General features: G+C 61.0%; 13 protein-coding genes, 2 tRNA genes and 1 riboswitch. Of the genes, 11 read left to right on the top strand and 4 right to left on the bottom strand.

Going from position 1 to position 15,959, the window contains the following annotated elements; genetic code table 11:
- The first annotated feature begins 74 nt into the window (after positions 1-74).
- The 6 genes from clpX to ACODR6_RS18355 all read left to right on the top strand — a co-directional run bounded on the left by clpX (position 75) and on the right by ACODR6_RS18355 (position 10,413).
- Entirely contained in the window at positions 75-1,352 is a 1,278-nt protein-coding gene (clpX, locus tag ACODR6_RS18380) for an ATP-dependent Clp protease ATP-binding subunit ClpX (RefSeq protein WP_489023436.1), read from the top strand.
- Between the two features lie 404 nt (positions 1,353-1,756).
- On the top strand, positions 1,757-4,174 hold the full coding sequence (gene lon / locus ACODR6_RS18375) for an endopeptidase La (RefSeq protein WP_489023434.1): 2,418 nt from the start codon (positions 1,757-1,759) through the stop codon (positions 4,172-4,174).
- Between the two features lie 204 nt (positions 4,175-4,378).
- Complete coding sequence (gene hupB, locus ACODR6_RS18370; RefSeq protein WP_112718664.1) at positions 4,379-4,654, top strand: DNA-binding protein HupB; 276 nt, start codon at positions 4,379-4,381, stop codon at positions 4,652-4,654.
- 298 nt (positions 4,655-4,952) lie between these two features.
- On the top strand, positions 4,953-6,875 hold the full coding sequence (locus tag ACODR6_RS18365; protein ID WP_489023432.1) for a methyl-accepting chemotaxis protein: 1,923 nt from the start codon (positions 4,953-4,955) through the stop codon (positions 6,873-6,875).
- Between the two features lie 105 nt (positions 6,876-6,980).
- A riboswitch (FMN riboswitch) is annotated at positions 6,981-7,129 on the top strand.
- Positions 7,130-7,218: 89 nt separating this feature from the next.
- Positions 7,219-8,118 carry a DMT family transporter gene (locus ACODR6_RS18360; RefSeq protein ID WP_489023430.1) on the top strand — a complete coding sequence of 300 codons (900 nt, stop codon included), beginning with the start codon at positions 7,219-7,221 and terminating at the stop codon, positions 8,116-8,118.
- A 96-nt stretch (positions 8,119-8,214) separates the two neighbouring features.
- Entirely contained in the window at positions 8,215-10,413 is a 2,199-nt protein-coding gene (locus ACODR6_RS18355) for an esterase-like activity of phytase family protein (protein WP_489023428.1), read from the top strand.
- Between the two features lie 295 nt (positions 10,414-10,708).
- Here the strand turns inward: ACODR6_RS18355 and ACODR6_RS18350 are convergent, their stop codons facing one another.
- Positions 10,709-11,695, bottom strand: a complete 987-nt coding sequence (locus tag ACODR6_RS18350; RefSeq protein WP_130282622.1) for an aldo/keto reductase — start codon at positions 11,693-11,695, stop codon at positions 10,709-10,711.
- A 92-nt stretch (positions 11,696-11,787) separates the two neighbouring features.
- Positions 11,788-12,294 carry a DUF3833 family protein gene (locus ACODR6_RS18345; RefSeq protein ID WP_489023426.1) on the bottom strand — a complete coding sequence of 169 codons (507 nt, stop codon included), beginning with the start codon at positions 12,292-12,294 and terminating at the stop codon, positions 11,788-11,790.
- Positions 12,295-12,373: 79 nt separating this feature from the next.
- Here ACODR6_RS18345 and ACODR6_RS18340 point away from each other — a divergent pair, with 79 nt between their 5' ends.
- Positions 12,374-12,796 carry a (R)-mandelonitrile lyase gene (locus ACODR6_RS18340; RefSeq protein ID WP_449096730.1) on the top strand — a complete coding sequence of 141 codons (423 nt, stop codon included), beginning with the start codon at positions 12,374-12,376 and terminating at the stop codon, positions 12,794-12,796.
- Between the two features lie 50 nt (positions 12,797-12,846).
- Here the strand turns inward: ACODR6_RS18340 and ACODR6_RS18335 are convergent, their stop codons facing one another.
- Both ACODR6_RS18335 and ACODR6_RS18330 read right to left on the bottom strand, forming a co-directional pair.
- Complete coding sequence (locus ACODR6_RS18335) at positions 12,847-13,452, bottom strand: class I SAM-dependent methyltransferase (RefSeq protein ID WP_112720484.1); 606 nt, start codon at positions 13,450-13,452, stop codon at positions 12,847-12,849.
- A 122-nt stretch (positions 13,453-13,574) separates the two neighbouring features.
- Positions 13,575-13,650, bottom strand: a tRNA-Val gene (locus ACODR6_RS18330).
- A 397-nt stretch (positions 13,651-14,047) separates the two neighbouring features.
- Between ACODR6_RS18330 and ACODR6_RS18325 the strand changes: the two genes are divergently transcribed.
- From ACODR6_RS18325 to ACODR6_RS18310, 4 genes are all read left to right on the top strand, one after another.
- Positions 14,048-14,124 (top strand) — tRNA-Asp (locus ACODR6_RS18325).
- A gap of 245 nt (positions 14,125-14,369) precedes the next feature.
- Positions 14,370-14,735 (top strand): NADH-quinone oxidoreductase subunit A, encoded by a 366-nt coding sequence (locus ACODR6_RS18320; RefSeq protein WP_112720492.1) that lies wholly within the window; start codon positions 14,370-14,372, stop codon positions 14,733-14,735.
- The gene (locus ACODR6_RS18315) at positions 14,726-15,310 is read left to right on the top strand and encodes a NuoB/complex I 20 kDa subunit family protein (protein ID WP_112389670.1); all 585 of its coding nucleotides are present in this window, start codon (positions 14,726-14,728) and stop codon (positions 15,308-15,310) included. The genes ACODR6_RS18320 and ACODR6_RS18315 overlap by 10 nt, the downstream gene beginning before the upstream one ends.
- A gap of 18 nt (positions 15,311-15,328) precedes the next feature.
- Positions 15,329-15,931 carry an NADH-quinone oxidoreductase subunit C gene (locus ACODR6_RS18310; RefSeq protein WP_112389671.1) on the top strand — a complete coding sequence of 201 codons (603 nt, stop codon included), beginning with the start codon at positions 15,329-15,331 and terminating at the stop codon, positions 15,929-15,931.
- Positions 15,932-15,959: the final 28 nt, after the last annotated feature.

Genomic DNA, 15,959 nt, shown 5'->3' with positions numbered 1-15,959 from the left:
CGGAGCGGGCTGGCGGGCCATTGAGTGGACCGCGATTTCACCTTTGAAATGCGGCGTGCTGGAAGGAAAGTGATATGAGCAAGGTCAGCGGCAGCAACGGCGGCGACTCCAAAAATACCCTGTACTGCTCCTTCTGCGGAAAGAGCCAGCACGAAGTCCGGAAGCTGATTGCCGGGCCGACGGTGTTCATCTGCGATGAATGCGTCGAATTGTGCATGGACATCATTCGCGAGGAGAACAAGTCCTCGATGGTCAAGTCCCGCGACGGCGTTCCGACGCCCCAGGACATCATCAAGGTTCTCGACGAATACGTCATCGGCCAGCGTCAGGCGAAGAAGATCCTGTCGGTTGCCGTTCACAACCATTACAAGCGCCTCGCGCATGCGACCAAGAACGGCGAAATCGAGCTGGCGAAGTCCAACATCATGCTGGTTGGCCCGACCGGCTGCGGCAAGACCTATCTTGCCCAGACGCTCGCCCGCATCATCGACGTTCCCTTCACCATGGCCGATGCGACGACGCTGACGGAAGCCGGCTATGTCGGTGAAGACGTCGAAAACATCATTCTGAAGCTGCTGCAGGCTGCCGACTACAATGTCGAGCGCGCTCAGCGCGGTATCGTCTACATCGACGAAGTCGACAAGATCTCCCGCAAGTCGGACAATCCTTCGATCACCCGCGACGTGTCGGGCGAGGGCGTGCAGCAGGCGCTTCTGAAGATCATGGAAGGTACCGTTGCCTCGGTGCCGCCACAGGGCGGCCGCAAGCATCCGCAGCAGGAATTCCTGCAGGTCGACACGACGAACATCCTGTTCATCTGCGGTGGCGCATTTGCCGGCCTCGACAAGATCATCTCCGCCCGTGGCGAGAAGACTTCGATCGGCTTCGGCGCGACCGTCAAGGCTCAGGACGAACGCCGCGTCGGCGAAGTGCTGCGCGAACTCGAACCGGAAGACCTGGTCAAGTTCGGCCTCATCCCCGAGTTCATCGGCCGTCTGCCGGTTCTGGCGACGCTCGAAGATCTTGACGAGGATGCACTGATCCAGATCCTGTCCGAGCCGAAGAACGCGCTCAGCAAGCAGTATCAGCGCCTGTTCGAGATGGAAGACGTGGAACTGACCTTCCACGAGGACGCTCTTCGCGAGATCGCCCGCAAGGCGATCATCCGCAAGACCGGCGCCCGCGGCCTTCGCTCGATCATGGAAAAGATCCTGCTCGACACGATGTTCGAACTGCCGGCGCTGGAAGGTGTTCGCGAAGTGGTCATTTCGGAAGAGGTTGCCCGCGGCTCGGCCCGCCCGCTCTACATCTACGCTGACCGTCAGGACGAGAAGGCCAACGCCTCTGCCTGATAGTCGTAGACGGCATGGTTAGATTTAGGGGCTTGCCTGCGGCGAGCCCCTTTCTATTTTGTGAACCGGGAGCCCTCCTGTTAATTATTGCAGAAGAAGCTTGAAAACGCTGTTCCTGACGTTGCGGAATGCGGCGTCCCCGGCAATGATGGAATGATTCCGTAGTGTGTTTTCCGGTCCAGTATTTTAGCCGGTTCGGAATTGGTAAGCGCCACTACAGTTACGCGCGTCATAGTGTGGGCGTTCCTTTGTAATAAGTCTGTCACAAGCGGGGAGCGCGGGCGTTGGCGTGGCTTGAAAAGGGTAAGAAGAACCTCCACTTGTAATCCAAGTGAGAGTGCCGGCCGGGTCCCAAGCGGCCGCGCCAGAGAGCCCGGAAACGGGACGATGGAAAGGAATAAGAAATGACGAAGAAAACGTCTGTAGCGAGCAGTGTTGCCTATCCTGTTTTGCCCCTGCGCGACATCGTAGTCTTCCCACACATGATCGTGCCGCTGTTCGTCGGCCGCGAAAAGTCGATCCGTGCGCTTGAAGAAGTCATGGGCTCCGACAAGCAGATCATGCTCGTAACCCAGATCAACGCCAGCGACGATGATCCGGATCCGTCCGCGATCCACAATGTCGGCACCGTGGCCAACGTTCTGCAGCTGCTGAAGCTTCCCGACGGCACCGTCAAGGTTCTGGTCGAAGGCCGTGCGCGCGCCGAGATCGACGCCTATACGGCTCGCGAAGATTTCTACGAAGCCCTCGGCCATGTGCTTGAAGAGCCGCATGACGATCCGGTCGAGCTGGAAGCGCTGTCGCGCTCCGTCGTCTCGGAATTCGAGAGCTACGTGAAGCTCAACAAGAAGATCTCTCCTGAAGTCGTCGGCGCTGCCAGCCAGATCGACGATTACTCGAAGCTTGCCGATACGGTCGCATCGCATCTGTCGATCAAGATCACCGAGAAGCAGGAGATGCTGGAAACCACCAGCGTCAAGGCCCGCCTCGAAAAGGCCCTCGGCTTCATGGAAGGCGAGATCTCGGTCCTCCAGGTCGAAAAGCGCATCCGCTCGCGCGTCAAGCGCCAGATGGAGAAGACCCAGCGCGAATACTATCTGAACGAACAGATGAAGGCGATCCAGAAGGAGCTTGGCGACGGCGAGGAAGGCCGCGACGAGATGGCCGAACTGGAAGAGCGCATTTCCAAGACCAAGCTTTCCAAGGAAGCCAAGGAAAAGGCTGACGCCGAGCTGAAGAAGCTGCGCCAGATGAGCCCGATGTCGGCTGAAGCCACCGTCGTGCGCAATTATCTGGACTGGCTGCTCGGCATTCCGTGGGGCAAGAAGTCGAAGATCAAGTCCGATCTCAACAATGCCGAGAAGATCCTCGAAGCCGATCACTTTGGTCTCGACAAGGTCAAGGAGCGCATCGTCGAGTATCTGGCCGTGCAGGCCCGTGCCACCAAGATCAAGGGCCCGATCCTGTGCCTCGTCGGCCCTCCGGGCGTCGGCAAGACCTCGCTCGCCCAGTCGATCGCCAAGGCGACCGGCCGCGAGTATGTCCGCATGGCTCTCGGCGGCGTTCGTGACGAAGCTGAAATCCGCGGTCACCGCCGCACCTATATCGGCTCGATGCCCGGCAAGGTCATCCAGTCGATGAAGAAGGCGAAGAAGTCCAACCCGCTCTTCCTGCTCGACGAAATCGACAAGATGGGCCAGGATTTCCGTGGCGATCCGTCTTCGGCTCTGCTCGAAGTGCTGGATCCGGCGCAGAACTCGACCTTCATGGACCACTACCTGGAAGTCGAATACGACCTGTCGGACGTGATGTTCATCACGACGGCGAACACGCTGAATATCCCGGCGCCCCTGATGGACCGCATGGAAGTCATCCGTATCGCCGGCTACACCGAAGATGAAAAGCGCGAGATCGCCAAGCGGCACCTGCTGCCGAAGGCCATCAAGGAACATGCGTTGCAGCCGAACGAGTTCTCGGTCAGCGACGATGCTCTGATGGCGATCAGCCAGCAGTACACTCGCGAAGCCGGTGTTCGTAACTTCGAGCGCGAGTTGATGAAGCTCGCCCGCAAGGCAGTCACCGAGATCATCAAGGGCAAGACGAAGTCGGTTCATGTGACCGCCGAAAACATCGACACCTACCTGGGCGTTCCGCGCTTCCGCCACGGCGAAGCCGAGCGCGAAGATCAGGTCGGCGTTGTCACCGGCCTCGCATGGACCGAGGTCGGCGGCGAACTGCTGACGATCGAAGGCGTGATGATGCCGGGCAAGGGCCGCATGACGGTCACCGGTAATCTGAAGGACGTGATGAAAGAGTCGATCTCGGCTGCTGCATCCTACGTTCGCTCGCGCGCCGTCGATTTCGGCATCGAGCCTCCGCGCTTCGACAAGTCGGATATCCACGTGCACGTGCCGGAAGGCGCAACGCCGAAGGATGGTCCGTCGGCTGGTGTGGCCATGGCAACCGCGATCGTTTCGATCATGACCGGCATCCCGGTTGATAAGAACGTGGCGATGACGGGTGAAATCACCCTTCGCGGCCGCGTCCTGCCGATCGGTGGTCTGAAGGAAAAGCTGCTCGCAGCGCTTCGCGGCGGCATCAAGAAGGTGCTGATCCCGGAAGAAAACGCCAAGGATCTGGCGGAGATTCCGGATAACGTGAAGAACAACATGGAGATCATCCCGGTATCCCGCATGGGCGAGGTGATCAAGCATGCTCTGATCCGGCGGCCGGAGCCGATCGAATGGGATGGAACGGTTGAAACGCCGGTCATCGCAACGGTCGAAGGTCTTGATGAAACGGGTGCTGGCATCGCTCACTGAGTGATATTCGCCCCATTTATGTCAAATTGCTGCAAATGACCGAAAAGGCTGGCGCAAAACGCCAGCCTTTTTTGTGAAAACCCGCCGGAGGTGCTTGCTTTTCCTTGATTTGCAGGGCTTTTGGGTTGCGGCGGGCCTGATGAAACCTATTCTGTGCCTGGCTTACAGATTGAGTCGTTTCAAACCATTGAAAGGGGTGGAAACATGAACAAGAATGAACTCGTGTCCGCAGTTGCCGAAAAAGCTGGCCTCACCAAGGCTGATGCCGCTTCTGCTGTCGACGCTGTTTTCGACGTTGTCCAGGGCGAACTGAAGAAGAAGGGCGACGTACGCCTCGCCGGTTTCGGCAGCTTCACCGTTTCTCATCGCGCAGCTACCAAGGGCCGTAATCCGTCCACCGGCGCTGAAGTCGATATCCCGGCTCGTAACGTGCCGAAGTTCACGCCCGGCAAGGGCCTGAAGGATGCCGTAAACGGCTAATCCGGTTTAACTTGGCCGCCGGATAACGAGACCGGCAGGTAAAGTTTCGAAGGGTTCGGTGAAAGCCGGACCCTTTTTGCATTCAGGGCTTTGCTTCACCGCGCAAAAGCGCGCAGTTCTCTGGCAATAGCTGCCGTGCATCGTTCACATTCGATTAAATATTGATCCATACGATCCGCCCCCAACGGTCGTCCTTCATTGCTCTCCGATCGTATCCGGTCGGCATGACGCCGCTTTCCCTTTTTCTGTTGCTTGATTTTTGGCGCCGGTAGCGGCGTGTTTTTCATGAGGTCTTTCGATGAAGCGTCCTGATATTAAGACGGCAATGATCAGTATTTTCGCCGTTCTCACCATAATGTTCGGAGCCACCGGCTATATCGCCGTCACCGGCCTGCGCGATTCCAACAAGAACAACGAGTTGTTCGCGACCAGCATGCATCCCGGCATTTCCAAGGCCAAGGATATCCAGCTTGCCCGCTATTCGCTGCGCGGCTCCTACGGCGACCTGGCGATGGGCCGCACCTCGGGCGACGAGGCGGCGCTGGAAAAGAAGATCGGCGAGCGCGAAGCCAAGCTCCGCAAGACGGTCCTCGCCTATCAGGACCTCGTTGATACCGATGTCGAGCGCGGCATCTATCAGGAAATGGACAGCTCCTCGCAGAAATATATCGAAGAGGGCCAGAAGATGATCGCGCTGGCGAAGGCCGGCAAGCAGCAGGACGCGATCAATGCCTTCGACGCAAACCTCGGCCCGGTCGCCGATATCCTGGCAGACAACGTCGACAAGCTCGTCGCCTTCAACGAGGACGCAGCTGCTGCCGGTCTCGCCGAAAGCCGCAGCCAGTATTCCACGACCCTGACGCTGATCTCCGCCGTTCTCGGCCTCAGCGCCCTGATCGTCTTCGCCGCGATCTATTTCGGAATTTCGGGCATCGCGAGCCCCATCGTCCGCATCACCAAGTCGATGCGCGGTCTGGCCGCCGGCGACACCGCATCGGAAATTCCGGGTAAGGGCAGGGAGGACGAGATCGGCCAGATGGCCAATGCCGTCGAGATCTTCCGTCTTGCCGCGATCGACAATCAGCGCCTGCAGGCCGACGCCGAGATGACCCGCGCCAAGACCGACGCCGACAGGGCTCGCCTTGCTTCCGAAGCGGAAGCCGCCGCCCAGCAGCGCCTCGAGCAGGCAACGGCCGGTCTTGCTGGTGGTCTGCGCCGCCTCGCAGCCGGCGAGCTCGACTTCCAGCTCAACGATGCCTTCGCCCCGGATTTCGAAGCACTCCGCCATGACCTGAACGGTGCGATCTCGCAGCTCGGCGGCACGCTCCGCGCCGTCGCCCAGTCGGCGGTCTCTATCACCGGGGGTACTCGCGAGATCAGCCAGGGCGCCGAGGATCTCTCGAAGCGCACCGAACAGCAGGCCGCTTCGCTCGAAGAGACCGCAGCCGCTCTCGATGAGATCACCGTGAATGTCTCGAACTCCTCCAAGCGCGCCGACGAGGCCCGCCAGGTGGCGATCCAGGCAAACCGCAGCGCCACGGCTTCCGGCACGGTTGTTGCCAATGCCGTCGATGCGATGGAGCGGATCGAGCAGTCGTCGAACCAGATCTCCAGCATCATCGGCGTCATCGACGAGATTGCCTTCCAGACCAACCTGCTGGCGCTGAACGCCGGTGTTGAGGCAGCGCGTGCCGGTGAAGCCGGCAAGGGCTTTGCCGTCGTTGCCCAGGAAGTCCGTGAACTGGCACAGCGTTCCGCCCAGGCCGCAAAGCAGATCAAGGACCTGATCCGCAACTCGTCGGTTGAAGTCGAAGGCGGCGTCAAGCTGGTGCGCGAGACCGGTGAGGCGCTGAAGACCATCGAACAGCTGGTCGTCACCATCAACCAGCACATGGACGCCATCGCCACGTCGTCGCGCGAACAGTCGACCGGTCTTTCCGAAGTTAACAGCGCCGTCAACCAGATGGATCAGGTGACCCAGCAGAACGCCGCGATGGTCGAAGAGACCAATGCCGCGAGCGCCACGCTGGCCGCCGAAGCCGATCGCATGAACCAGCTGATCGGCCAGTTCCAGCTCGGCGGCAGCCGCGCCGAGACCAACGCTGCGTCCCTGCGCCAGACGGCGGCCGCCATGGCCCGCCCGCAGCGCAGTGCTGCATCGGCCCCGGTCTATGCCAGCCACGGCAATGCCGCGGTGAAGCAGGAATGGTCCGAGTTCTGAGACCGGCTACCGGTAGAAGAGCATCACTTCGAAGGGTTCGGCGAAAGCCGGACCCTTTTCGCATTTCCGTGGTCTTGCGGAGCGCAGGCCTTTGATCTACGGATCGGCCGTTCTCAGGGCGGGGTGAAAGTCCCCACCGGCGGTAAAGGGTCTCGGCCCAAGCCCGCGAGCGCTTCGGCCGTCAACGGCCGGGGGTCAGCAGATCCGGTGCAATTCCGGAGCCGACGGTATAGTCCGGATGAAAGAGAATGATCGCAAGCTGTGAGCGGGGCAGGGGTCTGTCCGGCTGCCGTCCTGCGCTCATGCGTCCTGATTTGTGTTGGTCCCTTTCTGGATGAAAGACATGAATCAGACTTCCCTTGCTTTTTCCTCGTCGCGTGCGATGGCCGGTGCCGCTTTCATGGTGCTGGCGGGCATCGCCTTTTCCGTTCTCAATGTCGTCACCCAATGGCTGACGATGAAGCTCGGCTTCGCAGCCGCTTCCGCCGCTTTCTGGCAATATGCCTTCGCACTCCTCTTCTCGCTTCCCTTCTTGCGCCGCGCCGGCCTCTCGGCAATGCGCACCTCTTATCCCTGGCGCCATATCGTTCGCGTAGCGCTCGCCGCCCTCGGGGTCGAAGCCTGGGTGTCCGGTCTGGCCTCGGTGCCGATCTGGCAGGCGATCGCGTTGGTCATGACCTCGCCCTTCTTCATCATCCTCGGCGCCCGCCTTTTTCTCGGCGAGCGCGTCGGCCCGGCACGCTGGGCGGCAACGGCGGTCGGCTTTGCCGGTGCGATGATCATCCTGCAGCCATGGTCGGACGCCTTCACCTGGGCGGCACTCCTTCCGATTATCTCGGCGCTCTTCTGGGGCGCGTCGTCGCTAATCACCAAGAGCCTGACCGGCATCGAGAAACCGGAGACCATCACCGTCTGGCTGCTGGTGCTGCTGACGCCGATCAACGGCGTGCTGGCGGGGGTAGCCGGTTTCGAGGTGCCCGAGGGGATGACCCTGGCGCTCTTCGTCTTCGCTGGTCTGCTGACCGTCTTTGCGCAATATCTGCTGACATTGGCCTACACCGTCGCCGATGCCGCCTATGTCCAGCCCTTCGACGACCTGAAGCTGCCGCTCAACGTTCTCGCCGGATGGCTGTTCTTCGGCTATGCGCCAGCGGGCTATCTCTGGCTCGGCGCCGCACTGATCCTGACAGCCTCGCTCTTCATCATGCGCAACGAGATGCGCCGGGAGAAGAACGCGGCCTGATGCAAAGCGGTGCAAAACTGCACCCGGTGTCATCCGCCTGTCATCCGTTTCCCTCAAAACCCCCATGTTTCGATTTTTCGACGCATGGGGGATTTCATGACTATTTCATCGCGCAAGGCAGCGCTCGCTGCCGTGCTCCTGGCTTCTGTTGCCTTTCCGGCAGTTGCCGAGCCTGTTTTCAATCGCATCGCATCTTTTCCGGTCGCTTCGAACCTGCCTGAAGGCAAGGACAAGCTTTCGACGACCTCTGCAGAAATCATCACCGCAACCGACGACGGCAACACGCTGATCTACAGCGACAGCCCGCTCGGCGCGATCGGCTTCGTCGACATCACCGACGCCAAGGCCCCGAAGGCCTTGGGCGCGCTGATGATGGACGGTGAGCCGACGTCGGTTACCTCGACCTCTGGCAAGGCGCTCGTCGCCGTCAACACCAGCGAAAGTAAGGTCAAGCCGTCGGGCCGCCTCGCCATCGTCGATGTTGCCACCAAGAAGATCGAGAATACCTGCGATCTCGGCGGCCAGCCGGATTCGATCGCTCTCAACAAGGACAAGACGCTCGGCACGATCGCCATCGAGAACGAGCGTGACGAAGAGATCAACGACGGCAAGATCCCGCAGATGCCGGCTGGCGATCTCGTGCTCTTCCAGGTCAAAAACGGCACCGTCGATTGCGGTACTATCAAGCACGTCACGCTGACGGGTCTCGCCGGCATCGCGCCTGAAGATCCGGAGCCCGAATTCGTCTCCTTCAACGGCCAGGGCGAAATCGCCCTGACGCTGCAGGAAAACAACGAGATCGTCATCATCGACGGCAAGACCGGCACGGTGAAGACGCACTTCACCGCTGGCAGCACCGATCTCTCCGGCATCGACACCAAGAAGGACGGCCAGCTGAAGTTCACCGGCGAAGCCAAGGGCGCTCTTCGCGAGCCCGACGCCGTGAAGTGGCTGGACGACGACCGTCTCGTCGTCGCCAACGAAGGCGACTATGAAGGCGGTTCGCGCGGCTTCACCATCTTCGACAAGACCGGCAAGGTTCTCTACGAATCGGGCTCGTCCTTCGAGCGCGCCGTTGCCCATCTCGGCCACTATCCGGAAGGTCGCTCGTCCTCGAAGGGCGTCGAGCCTGAAGGTCTGGAAGCCGCTAAGTTCGGCGACGACCAGCTGTTCTTCCTGCTCGCCGAGCGCGCTTCGGTCGTCGGCGTCTTCAAGGACACCGGCGCGGACCCGGAACTGCTGCAGATCCTGCCGTCGGGCGTCTCGCCGGAAGGCGCGATCGCCATCCCGAGCCGCAATCTCTTTGCCACGGCCAACGAAGCCGATCTCGGCGAAGATGGCGGCCCACGCTCGCATGTCATGATCTATGAGCGCAGCGAAGGCGAAAAGGCCTATCCGCAGATCGTCTCGGCAGAGAAGGACGGCAATCCGATCGGCTTCGCAGCGCTTTCGGGCCTTGCCGCCGTTCCTGAAAAGGCCGGCCAGCTCTTCGCCGTGTCCGACAGCGTTCTCGGCAATCAGCCGACGATCTACACGATCGACGCCACCAAGAAGCCTGCCGTCATCACCGACGCCATGACCGTCAAGCGCGATGGCGCCGCTGCCCAGAAGCTCGACATCGAAGGCATCGCCGTCGACGCCAAGGGCTGGTTCTGGCTGGCTTCGGAAGGCAATAGCGAAAAGTTGCTGCCGCACGCTCTCTACCACGTCAACCCGAAGGGCGAGATCAAGGAAGAGATCGCGCTGCCGAAGGAACTGACGGATAACGAGATCCGCTACGGCTTCGAAGGCGTGACGATCGTCGGCTCCGGCGACGACGCAACGCTGTGGATGGCCGTACAGCGCGAGTGGAAGGACGACCAGAAGGGCTTCGTCAAGCTCGTCTCCTACAACCCGAAGAGCAAGGAATGGGGCGCCGTGCGCTACCCGCTCGACAAGTCTGAAAACGGCTGGGTCGGTCTCTCGGAAATCTCCGCCCACGGCGACAGCGTCTACATCATCGAGCGTGACAACCTCGTCGGCGATGCTGCCAAGCTGAAGAAGCTCTACAAGGTCGCCATCTCCGACCTGAAGCCCGCCAAGCTCGGCGGTGAACTTCCGGTAGTCAAGAAGGCGGAAGCCCATGACTTCCTCGACGAACTGAAGACGGCAACCAACGGCTACGTCCTCGACAAGCTTGAAGGCTTCGCTTTCGACGCCTCGGGCAAGCCCTACGCCGTCACCGACAACGACGGCGTCAGCGACTCCTCCGGCGAGACCCTGTTCTTCCCGGTCAACCTGGTCGGCACGAACTGAGCTGGCGGTAGCTGGATGAAACCGGAAGGCCGGGCGCAAGCCCGGCCTTTTTGTTGTTTGGACCTGCTATGAAATGAGGCGGTAGCGCCAATCTCTCCCTCATCCCTGTGCTTGTCACAGGGATCCAGCCGCCGCGCGTCTGCGCGGCGAAAAGAGTCTCTCCCTCCCAAGGACTTGGGACGGCTGGATCTCTGTGACAAGCACAGAGATGAGGGAAGTGTTTGGGGTGTCAGTCAGGCCAAACAAAAACGGCCGGGCAATAACCCGGCCATCTCTCATTCAATCCGTGCAAATCCTACCAGCGATGATGCACATGCGGTGCGATCAGCCGCTCGTAGATCTCCCGCGTCGCCGCCATCACGTCCTGGGAAAGCGGCGCAAGGCTGGCGGCCTCGGCATTGGCCTTCGCCTGCTCGCCATTGCGCGCGCCCGGGATGACCACGGTAACGGCCTCGTGCATCAGGATCCAGCGCAGCGCGAATGCGGCCATCGTGGCGCCCGCAGGCACCAGCTTGCGGACTTCCTCGACCGCCTGCAGGCCGACCTCGAAGGGGACGCCGGCAAAGGTCTCGCCGACATCGAAGGCTTCGCCGTTGCGGTTGAAGTTGCGGTGGTCGTCGCTCGCGAATTTCGTGTCGCGGGTGATCTTGCCGGAGAGCAGGCCGCTGGCGAGCGGCACGCGGGCAATCACCGCGACGTTCTTGCGGCGGGCTTCCTGGAAGAACAGGTGATCCGGGCGCTGGCGGAAGATGTTGTAGATGATCTGGATGCTCTCGACGCCCGGGAATTCGATCGCCTTCAGCGCTTCCTCGACCTTCTCGACGCTGACGCCGTAGCCCTTGATCTTGCCGGCCTTCTGCAGCTCGTTCAGGCCTTCGAAGACCTCCGCGCGGTAAAGCACTTCCGTCGGCGGGCAGTGCAGCTGCACGAGGTCGAGGCTCTCGACCTCGAGATTCTTCAGGCTGCGGTCGATGAAGCCCTCGAGATTGGCCTTGGTGTAGCCGTCGGCGACATGCGGGTTGAGGCGGCGTCCGGCCTTGGTGGCGACCATCGGGCGCTTGCCGCCGCGGCTCTTCAGGACGTCGGCGACGATCTTTTCCGAGCGGCCGTCGCCATAGACGTCGGCGGTGTCGATGAAGGTCATGCCGGCATCGAGTGCTGCGTTCAAGGCGGCGCGGCCATCGGCCTCGCTGACGTCACCCCAGGAGCCGCCGATCTGCCAGGCGCCGAAGCCGACATTGGTGACCGAAAACGGCATGCGGCCGAAACTATGCTCTTTCATGGAAAATCTCCCTCGTGATGAAACTGCATCGCACCTAGCAGCCGCCGCAAGGGGCGGCAAGCGCGCGACCGCAAGGGAGATAGGGCAGGGCCTCACTTCTTCGAGAAGACGACCCGCACGGTGGCGACCGGGAAGCCGAATTTGCTGACCCAGGCGGTATTCAGCAGGGTCCCATCAGGCTGGCGCCGAATCGTATCGTGGAAGCGGACGATATTCTGCTTCGGCCCGGGCGCGATATCGACGAGATAGCTGTAGCGCGCCACATCGCCCTTGATGGTCACTTCCGCCGGGCCGACCACATCCTCGCGGGTGCCGCTGTAACGGCCGGGCGCCGTCTTGATGAAGCGCCAGGTCTTCCGCTCGCGCTGACCGTCGGCATAGACGAAATCCTCGCGCAGCGTCAGTTGCCTGCCGTTCCAGCGGCCGGTCAGCGCCACGCGAAACTTGCGGTCGACGCCGTTGATCGCCTTGAATTCTCCCTGGGCCATGCTGCGCCCGGCAAAGAAATCCTCGAGCGCGAAATCGCGCGCACTCGCCAGATGCGGCAGGGCGATGATGGCGAGAATCGCGGCGATGATGATGAGACCGGTGCGTCGCATGGTCTTCCTCCACTTCAAATCATCCTGTCACTGACCTACGTTTGCACGCACGCACCGGATCAATCGCAGGAGAATCACAATGGACATCAAGCAGGCCGGATCGCGGCCCTCGACCAGGCCATCCGCCGACTATTTCACCGGCACCGTCCGCCTCGACCCGATCGTCGAAGGGCCGGATCCCGCCCGGGTGCGCGCCGCCACCGTCACTTTCGAGCCCGGCGCCCGCACCGCCTGGCACACCCATCCCCTGGGTCAGACGCTGATCGTGACGTCAGGCAAAGGCCTCGTGCAGGTCTGGGGGCAGGACATCCGCGAGATCCGCCCCGGCGACGTCGTCTGGTTCGAGCCTGGCGAAAAGCATTGGCATGGTGCAGCGCCCGACACCGCAATGAGCCACATCGCCATCCAGGAAGCGCTGAACGGCTCCCCGGTCGACTGGATGGAGCATGTCAGCGACGACCAATATGCAGGAAAGAGCTGGAGCGTTTCGCGTCAGGCGTAAGCATCCGGCAGAAAAGGCGACCGGCATCCGTGCCGGCCGCCACAGCGGCGTCAGAGCCGCTTCAGGCAGTAGGAAAAATGCGCATGTGATTCGACCGTCAGGAACTCGAACTGCCAGCCGTAGTCCTTGCAGAACTTGGTGACGGCCTCGACGACGCCATAAACGATCGGCTTCACCGTATTGCCGGTGCAGAAATCATGCCCGGCAATCCGCCCCGTCCGCTTCACCTTCCTGTCGCAGAGCAGGAGCTCCTGCCAGGTGAGCTCGAAGGAATGGTCGGTATCGATATAGGCCCAGTCGAGAAACCCGTCCTCGAACTCGTTGAGCTTCTCCAGAGACGTGCCCTGCATCAGCGTGACCTGTCCGGAAGCGATCTCCGCCTCGAACTTGGTCTGCACGTCATGCAGGCCGGAACTGTACCGGTCCATCCCCCAGGGATCGATAAGGAAGAGCTGCGAAGGGCGGTTCTTCTCGATGATCTCGGCCGTATACTCGCCAAAGGCCACCCCGACCTCGACGCCAACGCCGCCATTCGGAATGCGGTAGAGCAGCTCTCCCCGATCCGGCAGGAGCTTGGCATTCTCCATATGGTGAGCCGAAAGCTGTGTCCGCGGCATCGCCGCGCGCTGCGCCTGCCGTTCTTCGCGTGTTTTCATGATTCTCGCCTTCTGCGGGGCACCGGATGTTTCCAGCAGCCAAGTAGCCGAAAGACGTCGAATCGCCAACAACGCAGATGTTGCGGAACATCAAATATGCGAGATTTGTCTGAGGAAAAGAATGGTGGGCGATGAGAGACTCGAACTCCCGACATCCTCGGTGTAAACGAGGCGCTCTACCAACTGAGCTAATCGCCCTCGCGTCACGAAGCCTGTTCGGCCCGCCGCGTCGGTGGCCGTGATCTATGCGGATCGGGAAAAAACCGCAAGAGTGTTTGTGAAGAATTTTTGATTTTTTTGGAAGGCGGCTGCGGTAAGCCCTGATTTCCGCGGGTCGGTTACCTGTGGAAAAAAGGGGAGGGGAGGCGCGCTGCTTGGCGGTGGCGCTGTACCTCTCATGTGTGCGGGCGCGTGTGTGCCGGGGTGCCATTGGAGGCTGTCCCGGGGGTGGCCCAAAACAATTTCTGTGCTGTCATCGTTTTGTCTCCAAACCTGCTTGACACTCAAATGCGAACCCCTTAGTTAGCCGCTCATCGAAGCGGCCAGCCCGCCTCGGTGAAGGAAGCGAAAGCCTCCGGATTGCTTGAAATGAAGTGCGGGTGTAGCTCAGTCGGTTAGAGTGCCGGCCTGTCACGCCGGAGGTCGCGGGTTCGAGCCCCGTCACTCGCGCCATTTCTTCTCCAAGCCATGCAGATTTTGGTGGGCTGCCATGCAGCCTCTCGCAACTTACGCGGATTTGTCGCGACATCGTTGCAGCTGCTTGATAATGTCGCATCATCGCAGTTGGAATTGGTCTTCTAAAAGTCTTGCGCCGTGGCTCAGCCTGCGCTAACCACGGCTTGTTGCAACGCACGTTCGCTTGCCGGGCATTTGCCCATTGCGCCGCCCGGCGCAGCCGGCAAGCAGGGATGAACATGATGACTGAACTGCTCGGTAATTACATTCCGATCGCTATTTTCATTGGTATCGCTCTCGTTATCGGCCTGGCGCTTCTGATCGCGCCGTTTGCCGTTGCCTTCAAGGCGCCTGATTCGGAAAAGCTCTCCGCTTACGAATGCGGTTTCAATGCCTTCGACGATGCCCGCATGAAGTTCGACATCCGCTTCTATCTCGTGTCGATTCTCTTCATCATCTTCGACCTCGAAGTCGCCTTCCTCTTCCCCTGGGCCGTTTCCTTCGGCGCCATCGGCTGGTTCGGCTTCTGGTCCATGATGGTCTTCCTTGGTGTGCTGACCATCGGCTTTATCTATGAATGGAAGAAGGGAGCCCTGGAATGGGAGTGACCCCCGCCGGCAATCAGCCGCTCGTTTCGCAGGCTCCGAAGGGGATTATCGACCCCTCGACCGGCAAGCCGATCGGCGCCAATGACGCATTCTTCGGCGAAATCAACAACGAGCTCGCCGACAAGGGCTTTCTGGTCACCTCGACCGACGAGCTGATCAACTGGGCCCGTACCGGCTCGCTGATGTGGATGACCTTCGGTCTCGCCTGCTGCGCCGTCGAAATGATGCAGCTGTCGATGCCGCGTTACGACGTCGAGCGTTTCGGCTTTGCGCCGCGTGCCTCGCCGCGCCAGTCCGACGTCATGATCGTCGCCGGCACGCTGACCAACAAGATGGCCCCCGCGCTCCGCAAGGTCTATGACCAGATGCCCGAGCCGCGCTACGTCATCTCGATGGGCTCCTGCGCCAACGGCGGCGGCTACTATCACTATTCCTATTCGGTTGTTCGCGGCTGCGACCGCGTCGTGCCGATCGACATCTACGTGCCGGGCTGTCCCCCCACGGCGGAAGCGCTGCTTTACGGCGTGCTCCTGCTGCAGAAGAAGATCCGGCGCACCGGCACGATCGAGCGGTAAGGGTTAAGGACAAGACATATGAGCGAAGCCCTCACTGAGCTGTCGTCCTATATCTCGGAAGCGCGTGGCAACCTGGTTGCCGCGTCGCAGCTGAAGTTCGGCGAATTGACCCTGACGACGACGGGTGAAAACCTGATCGCGCTGCTGACGTTCCTGCGTGACGACGCCAAGTGCGGCTTCGTCAACATGATCGACATCTGCGGCGTCGACTGGCCGCAGCGCGAGCTGCGCTTCGATGTCGTCTATCATCTCCTGTCTCCGAAGCAGAACCTGCGCATCCGCATCAAGGTCGCGACCGACGAAGATACGCCAGTGCCGTCCGCCTGCGCCGTCTATCCGGGCGCCGACTGGTTCGAGCGCGAGACCTGGGACATGTATGGCGTCCTCTTCACCGGTCACCCCGATCTGCGCCGCATCCTCACCGACTACGGTTTCGAGGGGCACCCGCTGCGCAAGGACTTCCCGACGACCGGTTTCGTCGAGGTCCGCTATGACGACGCTGCCAAGCGCGTCGTCTACGAGCCGGTGGAACTGAAGCAGGAATTCCGCAACTTCGACTTCATGTCACCCTGGGAAGGCACGGATTATGTGTTGCCGGGTGATGAGAAGGCGAAGCAGTAAGAAGCGAATAGTGAGTAGCGAATAGCGA

The sequence above is a fragment of the Rhizobium sp. FG96 genome (assembly GCF_057808655.1).
The sequence above is the reverse complement of the archived record's forward strand: the minus strand, read 5'-3'. Positions and strand labels throughout refer to the sequence as shown.